Genomic DNA, 13,921 nt, shown 5'->3' on the forward strand with positions numbered 1-13,921 from the left:
AAGGACTGACATGGCAAAAAGCATCAGCCTGACCCGCTACCTCGTTGAACAGCAACGGGTGGACGGCCTCATCCCCTCGCAACTGCGCCTGCTGCTGGAAGTGGTGGCCCGCGCCTGCAAGAGCATCAGCCACGCCGTGAACAAGGGCGCGCTGGGCGGCGTGCTGGGCACGGCCAGCAGCGAAAACGTGCAGGGCGAGATCCAGAAGAAGCTCGACATCATCGCCAACGAGGTGCTGATCGAGGCCAACGAATGGGGCGGCCACCTCGCGGCCATGGCCTCGGAGGAAATGGACGGCATCTACCTGGTGCCCAACCGCTATCCGCAAGGCGAATACCTGCTGCTGTTCGACCCCCTGGACGGCTCCAGCAACATCGACGTGAACGTGAGCATCGGGACCATCTTCAGCGTGCTGAAAAAGCCCGATGGCGACCGTGGCGTGGAGGAAGGCGACTTCCTGCAGCCCGGCACCCAGCAAGTGGCTGCGGGGTATTGCATCTATGGCCCGCAGACCACGCTCGTGCTCACCGTGGGCGACGGCGTCGCCATGTTCACGCTCGACCGCGAACAGGGCTCGTTCGTGCTCACCGAGGAGAACGTCCGCATTCCCGAGGACACCAAGGAATTCGCCATCAACATGAGCAACATGCGGCACTGGGACACGCCCGTGAAGCGCTACATCGACGAGTGCCTGCAGGGCAAGGACGGCCCGCGCGGCAAGGACTTCAACATGCGCTGGATCGCCAGCATGGTGGCGGATGTGCACCGCATCCTCACCCGCGGGGGCGTCTTCATGTACCCCTGGGACAAGCGCGAACCCAACAAACCCGGCAAGCTGCGCCTGATGTACGAGGCCAACCCCATGGGCTGGCTGGTGGAGCAGGCCGGCGGCGCCGCCACCAACGGCAAGCAGCGCATCCTGGACATCCAGCCCACCCAGCTGCACGAGCGCGTCAGCGTGATCCTGGGATCAAAAAATGAGGTGGAGCGCGTGACAGCCTACCATTCCACGCTATAATCTGAGGCTTACGCCGGTGTAGCTCAGTCGGTAGAGCAGCTCATTCGTAATGAGAAGGTCGGGTGTTCGATTCATCTCTCCGGCACCAAGTCAGTAAAGAAAGCCCCGCTATTGGATAAATGGCGGGGCTTTCTTTTTTGCGCATGCCAGGAGGGCCTGCTGCCCGGCAGCACCGCCCTTTCTGGCTGCTCAGCGCCCAAAAACACGCAACCCGGCCAGCAAGAGCACGGCCAGCGCCAGCACCAGCGTGGCGGTCTGCCAGAAAACGACCGGATTGCGCTCCACCAGCGGTGCCGCCCTGCGGCGCTGGAACCGCAGCCCTGGGGACTGCAGGTCGTGGATGAACTCCGACACCGCCTCCTGGCGCCTGGCCGGATCGGGGTGCAAGGCCTTCTGCAGCACGGCATCCAGCCAATCCGGCAGGTCGGCCCGCAAGTGGCGGACCGGCACGTACCGCAGCCGTTTCACGTCACCCGCCGAGCGGATGCGCACCACCTGCAGGCCATACGGCAGCTGCCCGGACAGCATCTGGTACGCGAGCACCGCCAGCGAGAACAGGTCGGAACGCGCGCTGCCCCCCATGCCCGCAAAATACTCCGGGGCGGTGTACTGCAAGGTGCCGGCAATGGATGAGCCCATGTCCAGACCGTGCGCTTCCTCGGCCAGGCCAGCGACCAGCGTGGAGCCGAAGTCGATGATCCGGGCGGTTCCCGTGCGGTCAATCATCACGTTCTCCGGCCGCAGGTCCTGGTGCAGCATTTCCTTGCCATGGAAGGCCTGCAGTCCCTTCGCCACTTGCGCCACCAGGCTGCGCACCGCGTCGAGATCCGGGCGGGGATGGTCGATCATCCACTGCGCCAGGGTCTGGCCCTCCACGAATTCCATGGCCACGTAGACATGCTGGCGCGGCCGGTCGCTGGTGTGTGGCCGGAGCACATGGGGGCTATGGATACGCCGCGCCACCCACTCTTCCAGCAGGAAGCTGTTGAGATAGCCGGCGTCATCGCGCAACGCCGTCGATGGGGTCTTCAGTACCACCTGCTGCCCCGTCGCGTCGTCCACCGCGAGGTGCACGTGGCTGCGCGCGCTCGCGTGCAGTTCGCGCACCACGGTGTAGCCTTCGAAACGCATCCTGGGCGACAGCGGCGGCGCGAACGCGAGGCCTTCGCGCAGCGCATGCAGGCGGTGGGCTTCAGGATCGGGCAGCGCATCGATGCGCAGGATCTGCACGGTCATGTCGTCGTCGGCGCCGCGGGCCTGCGCACCCTCCACGAGATCTTGCGCGGCCTGATCGAAGTCCCCGGGGAACCGTGCCAGCGCCGCATGCACTGCGGCTGCATCGAAATGCGTGTACGCACCGTCGGTGGCCAGCACGTAGAGGGCCCCCACATCGGCCGGCAGGCAGCAATAGTCGATCTCGACATGGGCACTCGTGCCGAGCGCGCGGCCGAGGAACGATTCGGCCGACGACAGGTGGACACGGTGATCCTGCGTCAGCTGCTCGAGCGACTGCCCGTGAAGGCGATAGATGCGCGCATCCCCCACATGCAGCACATGGACGTCGCGGCCTTTCAGGATCAGCGCGCTGAAGGTGGTCACATAGCCGCGGTCCTTGTCGAAACGCGCGTGGCTGCGCATGGTCTGCGCATGCAGCCACGCGTTGGTGGCACTCAGAACGCGCTGGGCCGAGCGGCGCACCGACCAGGCGTCGGAGGTGGCGTAGTAGTCGTCCAGGAAACTGCGCACCGAGGCCGCGCTGGCCTCCTGGCTGACCGTGCTGGACCCTATGCCATCGGCCAGGGCGACGACGATCCCCTTGGAGCCGCGCAGCGGCTCACCGGGCAACATGGCACCATGGAAGTCCTGGTTGACGCCCTTGCGCCCCGCCCGCGAGTGCTGGCCCAGCGTGACGCGCAGCCCGCCCGGATCCGTGCCGTGGCCCATCAGCGGTCCATGGCGCTGCACGCCACCGCCAGCCCACGCAACCGGCGCGGCCCACCCGCCAGCCGCCGCGCGGGGGCCGCCCCGCCGCGCTGGCGGCGTCCCCATGCCCGCAGCGCGCAGCGGCGAGGTCGCTCAGGGAGAAGCTCAGGCATGGTGGCGCTTGGGCGCGGTCTTGTAGTGCGTGGAATACAGAGTGGCACCGACGAAGGTCAGGCCTCCGACCAGATTGCCGAGCACCGTGGGAAGCTCGTTCCAGATCAGATAGTCCATCAGCGTGAACTTGCCGCCCAGCATCAGGCCGGTGGGAAACAGGAACATGTTGACGATGGAATGCTCGAAACCCATGTAGAAGAAGATCATGACCGGCATCCACATGCCGATGGCCTTGCCCGAGACCGTGGTGGACATCATCGCGGCGACCACGCCGGTGGAGACCATCCAGTTGCACATCACGGCACGCACGAACAGCGTGAGCATGCCGGCAGCGCCATGGGCGGCATAGCCCACCGTGCGGCCCTCGCCGATGTGGCCGAGCTTCTCGCCGACGGCATTGGGCGCCTCGCTGAAGCCGAAGGTGAAGATGATGGCCATGAACACCGCCACCGTCAGTGCGCCCGCGAAGTTGCCCACGAACACCAGGCCCCAGTTGCGCAGCACGCCCGCCCAGGTGGCACCTGGGCGCTTGTCGAACACCGCCAGCGGTGCGAGCGTGAACACGCCCGTCAGCAGGTCGAAACCCATCAGGTACAGCATGATGAAGCCCACGGGGAACAGCATGGCGCCGACCAGCGGGTTGCCGGTGTTGACCGTGACGGTCACGGCAAACGCGGCCGCCAGCGCCAGGATGGCGCCGGCCATGTAGGAGCGGATCAGCGTGTCGCGGGTGGACATCAGGAGCTTGGATTCACCGGAGTCGACCATCTTGGTCACGAACTCGGCAGGGGCAAGGTAGGCCATTGAATTTCCTTTGGGACGGGAGACTATTGACAGCGTCCCGGACGGCGGGCCGGCGGAACGCGCAAGGAGGAAAAAAGAAAACGGCGTCCGCTGCGCCGTCCTCCAGTCATCTGGAGGAGACGCAAGGGACGCCGTTATCCTTGGATGCGCGATTCCTTTGCCCGCGGAAGACCACGGACGGTGGGTTGGCAAGCCGCCTTTAGCCGACAACCACTTCTCTCCATGCAAGTTCCATACCCCTGATGGAATGGTGCATCGGAGCGTGGCCCGTCCCTCTCTGGCGCATGCGCGGCGACCACCGCAAGAAATGAGCCTCCACTCGGTGCGGCACCGGCACCACAGTGGGTCACCAGTGCCTGCCCGCCCCGTTGCGGGGCACCGCGACGCTATCTATGAGGACTTGGCGCCTGACAGCGCAGACTGCGCAAAGGCGAGATCGGGCAGGGACAGCGTGGCCTCCGCCACCTCGAGCAGCCGGCGGTTCTGGTCCATCGAGGTTTTCTGCAACACGCGGAAGGCGACTTCCTCGTTCATGCCCAGGCGGGCCATCAGCACCCCCTTGGCGCGCTCGATCACCTTGCGTTCGTTCAGCGTGCGGCGCGCCGCCTCCAGCTCGGCCTCCATGCCGGCCATGCGCGCCGACTGGGCCTGCAGCAGTTCCAGCAGCGAAGCCGATTCGGCCCCGTGCGTGCCGGCCGCCGCCTCCGGCACGGACGTGGGTGCAATCGCGATGTCGAAGAACCGGTCCACCGCGTGCGTGCGCTGCGGCGGGTTGTCGCGCAGGCCGCGCAGCAGGCCCCTGGAGTCCTGCAGGTCCTGCTGCGCTTCGAGGATGCGAGCCTCGCAGTCCTCGCGCAGACGCTGGACCAGTTCGACCTGCAGTTGCCACAGCGCGTTGATGCGCTCCGTGCACACGTCGAACCAGGCGTCGCTCAGGTTGCTGTCCAGGGCGGCGCCGGGGCGCACCACGCACAGCGTGCGCCGCAGCCGCTCCAGCTGGGCCATGCCGGGGGCAAGCTGCTGCTGCTCCCAGCGTCCACGCAGGGCCGGATCGGCAAACTCGGAAAACACGCGCAAGCTGCGCTCCTGCGCGTCGATGAGGTGCAGCACCCGCTGCTGGTGCGCGTCGCTGCCCTGGCCAGAGGCATAGAGCAGCGCGCCCATGGCGCGCTCCTGGCCCGCCTCTTCCTGCGCCTGCACCAGGTGCAGCAAAGCCACCAGCTGGCGCGATACGCTGGGCAGCCCCGCCGCATCGGCCACATGGAAGACCAGCTCGATCAGACCCGCGATCAGGTGGCTGAACGCAGCGATCGAGTCGTGTGCGGTCATCGCCTGCTTGTCAATCTGGCTGCGCAGCGCGGGCAGAGAATCAAGCCCCAGGAGGGCCCACGCCATGAGCGACAAGGCCTTGGCCGTCGCGCCCTGTTCGGGTTCCACATGCTGGGCAAATTCCTGGCGCAGTCGCGCCTCCAGGGGCAGCACCTCCTGGATGATCCGGCTGCGCATGTCGGCAAAACGCTGGGCATTGGACGCCAGGTAGGCGCCCGATGCGCCGCGCTCGCGCTGCAGACCTTCTATCAGCTGGCCGATCGTGTCCACCAGAACGGCCCGGCTGGCGAGGTGGCGCACCGCGTCGATCTCCAGCTGGCGCGAGCGCAGCACAAGGGTCGAAACGGTCAGGGACGCGGCCTGGTCGGGCATGCGGGAACTCCAGAAAATCGATACGAGGGAATGCTAACCCCAGAACCTGCCGCGCGCCCGCCAAGCCTCCAGGGGCCTGCGCGGAACGCGATGCAATGCACTTCCGCACAACCCGGCCCGAAGAGTTGCCGGGACACGGCCTCAAGAGACCTCAAGGGCAGGCCCTCAGGCCATTGCAATGCTGATGCGCCCACCCTCGGCGCGCACGCCGTGCGCCCGCACCGAATGCTCGGGCGCCTCCAGGCATTCGCCCGTGCGCAGGTCGAAATGGTTCTTGTACAGCGGCGAGGCGACGACGACGCGCTCGCCCAGGTTGCCGATCAGCCCGCGCGAGAGCACGCTGGCGCCCGACTTCGGGTCCACGTTGTCGATGGCGAAGAACTGGTCGCTGCCGGTGCGGAACACCGCCACATGGCGGTTGGCCACCAGGGCGCAGACGCCGGTGCTGGGCAGGATGTCGTCGACCGCGCAGATGTCGGTCCAGGCAAGGGGGTCGGTACTGTTCATGGGAAGTGCGCTCATGGGAGTTCTCCGTTATTGATTCATTGCGCTACAGGTTGCCCGCAGCGCGCGCAACTGGCGCAGCCGACACCAGTGCCCCACGCAAGGGCCGCCCCGCCGCGAAGGCGGCGTATCCAGCGCATGCGCTGGGGGCGCCCCCCCTCCCGGACTCGCACAGCGCGTCGAGAGAAGGGTGAAGGCGCGAAGCGACTCAGGGGCTGCTTCATGTCAGGCGGCCTGGCGGATGGGGATGACCTTGGCGCCGCGCTCCTCCGCGCGGGCCGGGCGGATCTGGCCGCGCTCCTCGACGAAGAGCACGTTCTCGTCGGCCTTGTCGCTGTTCACGAACGAGCGGAAGCGCTTGCGCGTCTCGGGGTCGGTCACGGCGGTCTTCCATTCGCACTGGTAGGTATCGACCACGTTCTGCATCTGCGATTCGAGCTCGGCGCACAGACCCAGGCTGTCCTTTTGCAGCACGTCCTTGAGGTAGTCGAGGCCACCTTCGAGGTTCTCGCGCCAGGTGCTGGTGCGCTGCAGCCGGTCGGCCGTGCGCACGTAGAACATCAGCACCCGGTCGATCATGCGCACCAGGTCTTCCTTGGACAGGTCGGACGCGAACAGCTCGGCATGGCGCGGCTTCATGCCGCCGTTGCCGCAGATGTAGAGGTTCCAGCCCTTTTCGGTGGCGATGATGCCGATGTCCTTGCCCTGCGCCTCGGCGCATTCGCGCGTGCAGCCCGAGACGCCGAACTTGATCTTGTGCGGAGCACGCAGGCCCTTGTAGCGGTTCTCCAGCTCCACGGCCAGGCCCACGCTGTCGCCCACGCCATAGCGGCACCAGGTCGAGCCCACGCAGCTCTTGACCGTGCGCAGCGACTTGCCGTAGGCATGGCCGGACTCGAACCCGGCGGTGATCAGCTCTTCCCAGATCAGGGGCAGTTGCTCCAGGCGCGCCCCGAACATGTCCACCCGCGCACCGCCGGTGACCTTGGTGTACAGGCCGTACTTTTTGGCCACCTGGCCCACGGCGATCAGGCCGTCGGGCGTGACCTCGCCACCGGGCATGCGCGGCACCACCGAGTAGGTGCCGTCCTTCTGGATGTTGCCCAGGTAGTAGTCATTGCTGTCCTGCAGGCCGGCCAGCTCCTTCTTGAGCACGAACTCGTTCCAGCACGAGGCGAACACGCTGGCCGCCACCGGCTTGCAGATGTCGCAGCCCATGCCCTTGCCATGCTGGGCCAGCAACTCCGCGAAGCTCCTGATGTTGCCCACGCGCACCAGGTGGTAGATCTCCTGGCGCGAGTACGCGAAGTGCTCGCAGATGTGGTTGTTCACGGCCATGCCGCGGCGCGCCATCTCGGCTTTCATGACCTGGGTGACCAGGGGCACGCAGCCGCCGCAGGTGGCACCGGCCTTGGTGCAGGCCTTCATCTCTGCGATGGTGCAGGCGCCATTGCCCACGGCTTCGCAGATGCCGGCCTTGGTGACGTTGTTGCACGAGCAGATCTGTGCCGTGTCGGGCAGGGCATCCACGCCCAGGCCGGGTTTGGCCTTGCCATCGCTGGACGGGAAGATCAGGAACTCGGGGTCCTCGGGCAGCGTGATGCCGTTCAGGGCCATCTGCAGCAGCGTGCCGTATTCGGTGGCATCGCCAATCAGCACGGCGCCCAGCAGTTGCTTGCCGTCTTCGCTGATGACGATCTTCTTGTAGACTTGGCGGCGCTCGTCCACATACTGGCAGGTGCGGCTGTGGGGCGTTTTCGCATGGGCGTCGCCGATGCTGGCCACGTCCACGCCCATGAGCTTGAGCTTGGTGCTCATGTCGGCGCCGACGAAGGCGGCGTCGGTCTCGCCTGCGATGTGGCGGGCGGCCACACGGGCCATGTCGTAGCCGGGTGCCACCAGGCCGAAGGTCTGCTCGTTCCACGAGGCGCATTCGCCGATGGCGTAGACGTCGTGGTCGCTGGTACGGCAGGCGCTGTCGATGGCCACGCCACCGCGCGGGCCGACGGCCAGCAGGCTCTGGCGCGCCAGCTCGTCGCGCGGGCGGATGCCGGCGGAGAAGACGATCATGTCCGTCTCCAGCCAGGTCCCGTCGGCAAACACCATCCGGTGGCGCGCACGGGCGCCATTGGTGATCTCCTGAGTGTTGCGGCCGGTGTGTACCTGCACGCCCAGCTCCTCGATCTTGGCGCGCAGCACGCGGCCGCCGCCCTCGTCCACCTGCACGGCCATGAGGCGCGGGGCGAACTCGACCACATGGGTTTCCAGGCCCATGTCGCGCAGCGCCTTGGCGCATTCCAGACCCAGCAGACCGCCGCCCACAACCACGCCGGTCTTGGATTTGGCGCCCGAGGCCTGCATGGCCTCCAGGTCTTCGATGGTGCGGTAGACGAAGCAGTGGTCGCGGTCGCGCCCCGGCACCTGGGGCACGAAGGGGTTGGAGCCAGTGGCCAGCACCAGCTTGTCATAGTGCAGCACCTCGCCGTCGACCGTGGTCACGGTGCGAATGCGGCGGTCCACCGAAGCGGCCCGCGCCGCCAGGCGCAGGGTGAAGCCGGTGCGCTCGAAGAAGCCGGGCTCGACCAGGGAGAGTTGCTCGGCCGTGGTGCCGCTGAAGAAGGCGGAGAGGTGCACCCGGTCGTAGGCGGGGCGTGGCTCCTCGCACAGCACGGTGACCTCGACGCCGGTCATGCCGGTCTCGGCCAGGCTTTCGAGGAACTTGTGGCCGACCATGCCGTGGCCGATGAGAACGATTTTCATGCTAGTGATCCTGCAATGGACCGGGCCGCCCGGAGGGCAAGTGCAGGGATGCTGTGCATCGGCAGCCCCGAGGGAGGCAACCAGTGCACCTCACCCTCCGCAACGGCACGGGTGTGGATTGGAACGACCCCACGAGAGGCTCATAGCCTCGCTCGTCCGGGGGTTCCGCCATCATTAGCGGAGGGTGTTGGTCGGTCCGACGGCAGCTTTACCGGCAGACATGCAACGGTAGATCGCAATATCCATGCCGCCCTTTCAACCCCTGCGGCCACATCGCGCTCGCCAGGAGCGGGCAAGCGGGTTGGCATCAGCGACCCGGCCGGCACGGAGTCGCATCAATGCGGTGCAAACCATCACCAAATCAGGGCATCGCCTCAGGTTGGGACAAATTGCCGCAGGCAGACCGCGTCGGAATGCCCCAGGGACAGCCAGGAGTTCTGATACCTGGAAGGCGTGCCGTGTGCTGGTTTGTTGCCATTCTTTCTTTTTCAAACGTGCCCGCCTCATGCAGACTGAGACGATGCAGTCCGGCCGGTCAGGACACCTGTTCAGTGCTCCTGAAAGGATGGCCAGCCAGGGCAGGAATCCCAGAGCTTTTTTTTCCTATATGAGGACTACCAACATGAGCGTGGAACGCAGAGGCAGCGCGGACAGGCGCAGCGGAAAGGACCGCCGGCAAGTGGAAAAAGGGCCGCCCACCAACTATGAACGCAGGCGCACGGTCGAAGCGCGGCAACCCGAGCTGACGGAACTGCACCTGAGCGAAGAAGAACTCAAGGCACTGGGATTCGCGCAGGACCAGCCAGCACCCCAAAAACCAACCTGATCGCTGCGACCTGGCAGCAGCCACGTTTTCAATGCTGTTTCGTGCGCGGCAGGGTATCCGTCGCAAGCACCGCCCAGGCAGGCGGCTGGACTCGCCCACCCTCTCCTCTTGCACCGCCCGTTGGCACGTCACGCCGTGGCGAGCGCGAGTCGCAGGATCAGTTTTGCATCGCCTTGTTTTTTATTCGCCGTGCAGCGTGAGCAGGCGGTGCGCGACCATGTCCAGCGCGGGCCGCGTGTTTCCCTGCTTGTCCGTCCAGACTCTTGGCGTGATGCTTCCCGCCAGCGCCACAGAGTCTCCATCGCGCAGGGCGTGCATGGAGGCGCAGACCCCTGCCTCAAATGCAATCACGTTGACGAACAGCGTCTCGCCATCCGCGGTGCTTGCTCGCACCTTGGAGACGGTAAAAGGCTTCCCGGCCTTGTCAGTACGCCGCTCGGCCTCGCCATACAGCCTGCCGGCCACCAGTCCATCGATCATGAGAGTCCTTTGCGGGGCGAGCCGCTACTTTGGTTTTGGCGGGGGCAACCGCAACACGGGCTGACCACATGTCAGCACTACCTCGACAGGGAGCCTGCTGATCAGCGGGGGCTCGGTATCGCCACCATGCCTGCACAGCACGCAGCAGCAAGCCGCCTTTCATTTCACCCCAGGCCGTGTGGCATGTTTTTCCGCGACCAAGCAAAAAAGCCCAGAACCTTTCGGTTCTGGGCTTTTGCTAACAATGGTCGGCGTGGCGGGATTCGAACTCGCGACCCCTTGCACCCCATGCAAGTGCGCTACCAGGCTGCGCTACACGCCGACAAGACTTAGATTATATGCAGAAAAAAGGTCAACCCAGAGAAAGTAGCGCCCGAATTTCAAATAATTCTTTGCGCACCGCATTGGAGTCCAGCGTGATGCCCATCGCATCGATGGAAAGATCGCGTGCGCTGTCCACCAGCATGCTGGGCATCTCGGAATCAAACCCGTTCATCGCGCCGTCGGCCCCTGCCTCATCGCGGGCGGGATGCGCAAGCTCCTGCAGGCGATTGCGCGCGCCACTGATGGTGAACCCCTGGTCATACAGCAGATCCCGGATGCGGCGGATCATGAGCACTTCATGATGCTGGTAGTAGCGCCGGTTGCCACGCCGCTTCATGGGGCGCAGTTGAGTGAACTCCTGCTCCCAGTAACGCAATACGTGGGGCTTGACGCCACAAAGCTCCGCGACCTCACCAATCGTGAAGTAGCGCTTGGCGGGGATCGAAGGAAGGGGGGTGCCCATGGGTGGTGGATTCAAACCGGTCAGCCAGCTAGCGTACTGCAGACGCGCACGGACCGCCAGTCATCGGCAACATTCTGGTCACAAAAACGGCACAAATTCACGATCCGGCAGCCGTCTGGATCTGTTCCTTGAGTTTGCTGCTGGCGTGAAACGTCACCACGCGGCGTGCCTTGATCGGAATGGCCTCGCCCGTGCGCGGGTTGCGCCCGGGCCGTGGTGCCTTGGTGCGAATCTGGAAGTTGCCGAAACCCGATAACTTCACATCCTTGCCCTCCACCAGGCTCTGCGAGATCAGGTCGAAGAATGCGTCGATCATGTCCTTGGACTCGCGCTTGTTCAAGCCAATCTGGTCAAACAGCAGATCGGCCAGTTGTGCCTTGGTCAGCGCTGGCGTTTCCAGGCTTTCGACGGCGAATTCGATCATGGCGTCAGCTCCCTTGAACATCATCAGACACGCAGCCGTGCGCCCATGCGCTGGGCCAATTGCCCCACCACCGCTTGAACAGCGGCATCGATCTCGGCCTCGGTGAGCGTCGCCTCGTCGCTGCCCAGAGTCAGGCGCACCGCCAGGCTCTTATCCCCGGGAGCCAGGCCACCGGCGGGTGCCTCTTCGCCCGCACGCAGCGCCTTGGGCCGGTACACATCGAACAGCACGGCCGAACGCAGCATTGCGCCGGGCACCGCTTGCTGGACCGCCGCCATGACCTCGGCATGGGTGACCCGCTCAGCGACCACCACCGCCAGATCACGTTCGACGGACTGGTGCTTGGCCACGGACTTGAATTGGGGCACTGCACGCTGCAATACGGCATCCAGTTCGAGTTCAAACATCACCGGCGCTTGCGGGAGCTCCCACGATTGGCGCCACTGCGGGTGCAGCTCGCCCACGAAACCCACGGCCCGCCCGTTGAGGAGCACCCGCGCGCAACGGCCGGGGTGCATCGCAGGATGGACGGCCGGCTCGAACGTGGCTCGCAGCGGCGCCAGCAAGGCCTCGAGATCGCCCTTCACATCGAAGAAGTCGATCGACTGCTCCTTGCGGCCCCACTGGAGCGCATCGTTGGGTCCATAAGCCAGACCGGCCACGCGCATGGGCTGGTGAAAGCCTTCCACCGTGGTGTCGCTGTTGGCCACGCTGGCATCCCGCAGGAACACACGGCCCAGCTCGAACACGCGCACGCGCTCGGCGCGGCGATCCAGGTTGAACTTGAGCACCTGCAGCAGAGAGCCCAGCAGGCTCGAGCGCATCGCGCTCATCTGGCTGGCGATGGGGTTGAGCAGCTTGATGGGCTGCGCGTTGGCCGCCAGCTCCCGCTCCCAGCGCTCTTCCACGAAGCTGAAGTTGATGGTTTCCTGGTAACCCAGGCCCGCCAGCGTACGGCGCACGGCGAACGGGCTGCGCGTGGCCTCGGCCGGCAGCTTGGGGGTGATGGGGGCCAGCGGCGGCGTCGTGGGCAGGTTGTTGTAACCCACCATGCGCGCAACCTCTTCGATCAAGTCTTCTTCGATGGTGATGTCAAAGCGGTAGGCCGGTGGCGCCACGGTGAGAGTGCCATCGCCTTCCGTGAACGGCAGGCCCAGGCGCCTGAACACGTCAGCGCACTGCAACTGCGTGAGCGGCATGCCGATGACCTTGGCCGCGCGCGCCACGCGCAGCGTGACGGGCTGGGGCACGGGCAGGTTCACGCGCTGGTCGTCCATCGGGCCGCAGGCCGTCTCGGGCGTGCCGCAGATGTCGATCACCAGCTGGGTGATGCGCTCGATGTGCTCCACCGTCAGCGCAGGGTCCACGCCGCGCTCGAAGCGGTGGCCCGCATCGGTCGAGAAGTTGTAGCGGCGCGAACGCCCGGCCACTGCCTTGGGCCACCAGAAGGCAGCCTCGATGTAGATGTGCTTGGTGTCGTCCGAGACGGCGGTGGCGTCCCCGCCCATGATGCCGGCGAGCGACTCGACCTGCTGGCTGTCGGCGATCACGCCGACCTTTTCGTCGACGGTGATGGTGTTGCCGTTGAGCAGCTTGAGCGACTCGCCCGCCTTGCCCCAGCGCACATCCAGCCCGCCATGGATCTTGTCCAGGTCGAAGATGTGCGAGGGACGGCCCAGCTCGAACATCACGTAGTTGGAGATGTCCACCAGCGGCGACACGCCGCGCTGGCCGCAGCGCGCCAGGCGGTCGAGCATCCACTGCGGCGTGGTGGCGCGGGTGTTCACGTTGCGCACCACGCGGCCGCTGAAACGGCCGCACAGGTCGGGCGCACTGACCTTGACGGCCAGGGTGTCCGAGACCGTGGGGGACACTGCAGGAAACGCCGGCTGCGAGAGCGGCACGCCGGTCAGCGCCGAGACTTCGCGCGCAATGCCGTACACGCTCAGGCAGTGCGCCAGGTTGGGCGTGAGCTTGAGGGTGAATAGCGTGTCGTCCAGGTTCAGGTGCTCGCGGATGTCCTGGCCCACGGGCGCGGAGGCATCAAGTTCGAGCAGGCCGCCGTGGTCTTCCGACAGCTTGAGCTCGCGCGCCGAGCACAGCATGCCCTGGCTTTCCACACCGCGCAGCTTGCCGACCTTGATCAGGAAGGGCTTGCCGTCGTCGCCCGGCGGCAGCTCGGCGCCCACCAGGGCGCAGGGCACCTTGATGCCCACGCGCGCATTGGGTGCGCCGCACACGATGTTGAGCAGGGCGCCCTGCCCTACGTCCACCTGGCACACGCGCAGGCGGTCGGCATCGGGATGCTGCACGGCTTCCTTGATCTCGCCCACAACGATCTTCGCGAACGGCGGCGCCACGGGGCGCAGCTCCTCCACCTCCAGGCCGGCCATGGTCAGCGTCTCGGCCAGCTCGGCGGTCGAAAGGGGTGGGTTGCAGAACTCACGCAACCAGGATTCAGGGAATTGCATAGTCGAACTCTTGTACGGGGTCGTATACGGAAATTACCCTGCGCGGTCT

11 protein-coding genes and 2 tRNA genes are annotated in these 13,921 nt (G+C 65.9%); 3 read left to right on the top strand and 10 right to left on the bottom strand.

The features are described from left to right. Window positions 1–10: 10 nt before the first annotated feature. On the top strand, window positions 11–1,018 hold the full coding sequence (locus AC07PV_RS04320; RefSeq protein WP_218297531.1) for a class 1 fructose-bisphosphatase: 1,008 nt from the start codon (window positions 11–13) through the stop codon (window positions 1,016–1,018). A gap of 12 nt (window positions 1,019–1,030) precedes the next feature. Further along, window positions 1,031–1,106 (top strand) — tRNA-Thr (locus AC07PV_RS04325). A 101-nt stretch (window positions 1,107–1,207) separates the two neighbouring features. Here AC07PV_RS04325 and AC07PV_RS04330 read toward each other — a convergent pair. The 5 genes from AC07PV_RS04330 to nirB all read right to left on the bottom strand — a co-directional run bounded on the left by AC07PV_RS04330 (window position 1,208) and on the right by nirB (window position 8,884). After that, window positions 1,208–2,962 (bottom strand): bifunctional protein-serine/threonine kinase/phosphatase, encoded by a 1,755-nt coding sequence (locus AC07PV_RS04330; RefSeq protein ID WP_494629518.1) that lies wholly within the window; start codon window positions 2,960–2,962, stop codon window positions 1,208–1,210. A 144-nt stretch (window positions 2,963–3,106) separates the two neighbouring features. After that, complete coding sequence (locus AC07PV_RS04335; RefSeq protein WP_218338790.1) at window positions 3,107–3,919, bottom strand: formate/nitrite transporter family protein; 813 nt, start codon at window positions 3,917–3,919, stop codon at window positions 3,107–3,109. Window positions 3,920–4,309: 390 nt separating this feature from the next. Then, on the bottom strand, window positions 4,310–5,620 hold the full coding sequence (locus AC07PV_RS04340; RefSeq protein WP_369642345.1) for a nitrate- and nitrite sensing domain-containing protein: 1,311 nt from the start codon (window positions 5,618–5,620) through the stop codon (window positions 4,310–4,312). A 165-nt stretch (window positions 5,621–5,785) separates the two neighbouring features. Next, complete coding sequence (gene nirD / locus AC07PV_RS04345) at window positions 5,786–6,142, bottom strand: nitrite reductase small subunit NirD (protein ID WP_369642344.1); 357 nt, start codon at window positions 6,140–6,142, stop codon at window positions 5,786–5,788. Window positions 6,143–6,349: 207 nt separating this feature from the next. After that, on the bottom strand, window positions 6,350–8,884 hold the full coding sequence (gene nirB / locus AC07PV_RS04350) for a nitrite reductase large subunit NirB (protein WP_494629521.1): 2,535 nt from the start codon (window positions 8,882–8,884) through the stop codon (window positions 6,350–6,352). A 622-nt stretch (window positions 8,885–9,506) separates the two neighbouring features. On the opposite strand from nirB, the gene AC07PV_RS04355 reads away from it, so the two are divergent. Continuing rightward, window positions 9,507–9,710 carry a hypothetical protein gene (locus AC07PV_RS04355; RefSeq protein ID WP_218297537.1) on the top strand — a complete coding sequence of 68 codons (204 nt, stop codon included), beginning with the start codon at window positions 9,507–9,509 and terminating at the stop codon, window positions 9,708–9,710. 180 nt (window positions 9,711–9,890) lie between these two features. Here the strand turns inward: AC07PV_RS04355 and AC07PV_RS04360 are convergent, their stop codons facing one another. From AC07PV_RS04360 to pheT, 5 genes are all read right to left on the bottom strand, one after another. Continuing rightward, complete coding sequence (locus tag AC07PV_RS04360) at window positions 9,891–10,190, bottom strand: single-stranded DNA-binding protein (protein ID WP_218297538.1); 300 nt, start codon at window positions 10,188–10,190, stop codon at window positions 9,891–9,893. A gap of 245 nt (window positions 10,191–10,435) precedes the next feature. Further along, window positions 10,436–10,512, bottom strand: a tRNA-Pro gene (locus AC07PV_RS04365). Window positions 10,513–10,542: 30 nt separating this feature from the next. Next, complete coding sequence (locus AC07PV_RS04370; protein WP_218297539.1) at window positions 10,543–10,977, bottom strand: MerR family transcriptional regulator; 435 nt, start codon at window positions 10,975–10,977, stop codon at window positions 10,543–10,545. 97 nt (window positions 10,978–11,074) lie between these two features. After that, on the bottom strand, window positions 11,075–11,401 hold the full coding sequence (locus AC07PV_RS04375) for an integration host factor subunit alpha (RefSeq protein ID WP_218297540.1): 327 nt from the start codon (window positions 11,399–11,401) through the stop codon (window positions 11,075–11,077). 23 nt (window positions 11,402–11,424) lie between these two features. Beyond that, complete coding sequence (gene pheT / locus AC07PV_RS04380) at window positions 11,425–13,872, bottom strand: phenylalanine--tRNA ligase subunit beta (protein ID WP_494629522.1); 2,448 nt, start codon at window positions 13,870–13,872, stop codon at window positions 11,425–11,427. Window positions 13,873–13,921 lie beyond the last annotated feature (49 nt).

The organism is Acidovorax sp. GW821-FHT09A11, assembly GCF_059418365.1.

Excerpts from the sequence above, each read along its gene's own strand:
- AC07PV_RS04330 (WP_494629518.1), bottom strand. The coding sequence starts at position 2,962 with ATGGGCCACGGCACGGATCCGGGCGGGCTGCGCGTCACGCTGGGCCAG.
- AC07PV_RS04320 (WP_218297531.1), top strand. The coding sequence starts at position 11 with ATGGCAAAAAGCATCAGCCTGACCCGCTACCTCGTTGAACAGCAACGG.
- nirB (WP_494629521.1), bottom strand. The coding sequence starts at position 8,884 with ATGAAAATCGTTCTCATCGGCCACGGCATGGTCGGCCACAAGTTCCTC.
- pheT (WP_494629522.1), bottom strand. The coding sequence starts at position 13,872 with ATGCAATTCCCTGAATCCTGGTTGCGTGAGTTCTGCAACCCACCCCTT.
- AC07PV_RS04375 (WP_218297540.1), bottom strand. The coding sequence starts at position 11,401 with ATGATCGAATTCGCCGTCGAAAGCCTGGAAACGCCAGCGCTGACCAAG.
- nirD (WP_369642344.1), bottom strand. The coding sequence starts at position 6,142 with ATGAGCGCACTTCCCATGAACAGTACCGACCCCCTTGCCTGGACCGAC.
- AC07PV_RS04360 (WP_218297538.1), bottom strand. The coding sequence starts at position 10,190 with ATGATCGATGGACTGGTGGCCGGCAGGCTGTATGGCGAGGCCGAGCGG.
- AC07PV_RS04355 (WP_218297537.1), top strand. The coding sequence starts at position 9,507 with ATGAGCGTGGAACGCAGAGGCAGCGCGGACAGGCGCAGCGGAAAGGAC.
- AC07PV_RS04370 (WP_218297539.1), bottom strand. The coding sequence starts at position 10,977 with ATGGGCACCCCCCTTCCTTCGATCCCCGCCAAGCGCTACTTCACGATT.
- AC07PV_RS04340 (WP_369642345.1), bottom strand. The coding sequence starts at position 5,620 with ATGCCCGACCAGGCCGCGTCCCTGACCGTTTCGACCCTTGTGCTGCGC.
- AC07PV_RS04335 (WP_218338790.1), bottom strand. The coding sequence starts at position 3,919 with ATGGCCTACCTTGCCCCTGCCGAGTTCGTGACCAAGATGGTCGACTCC.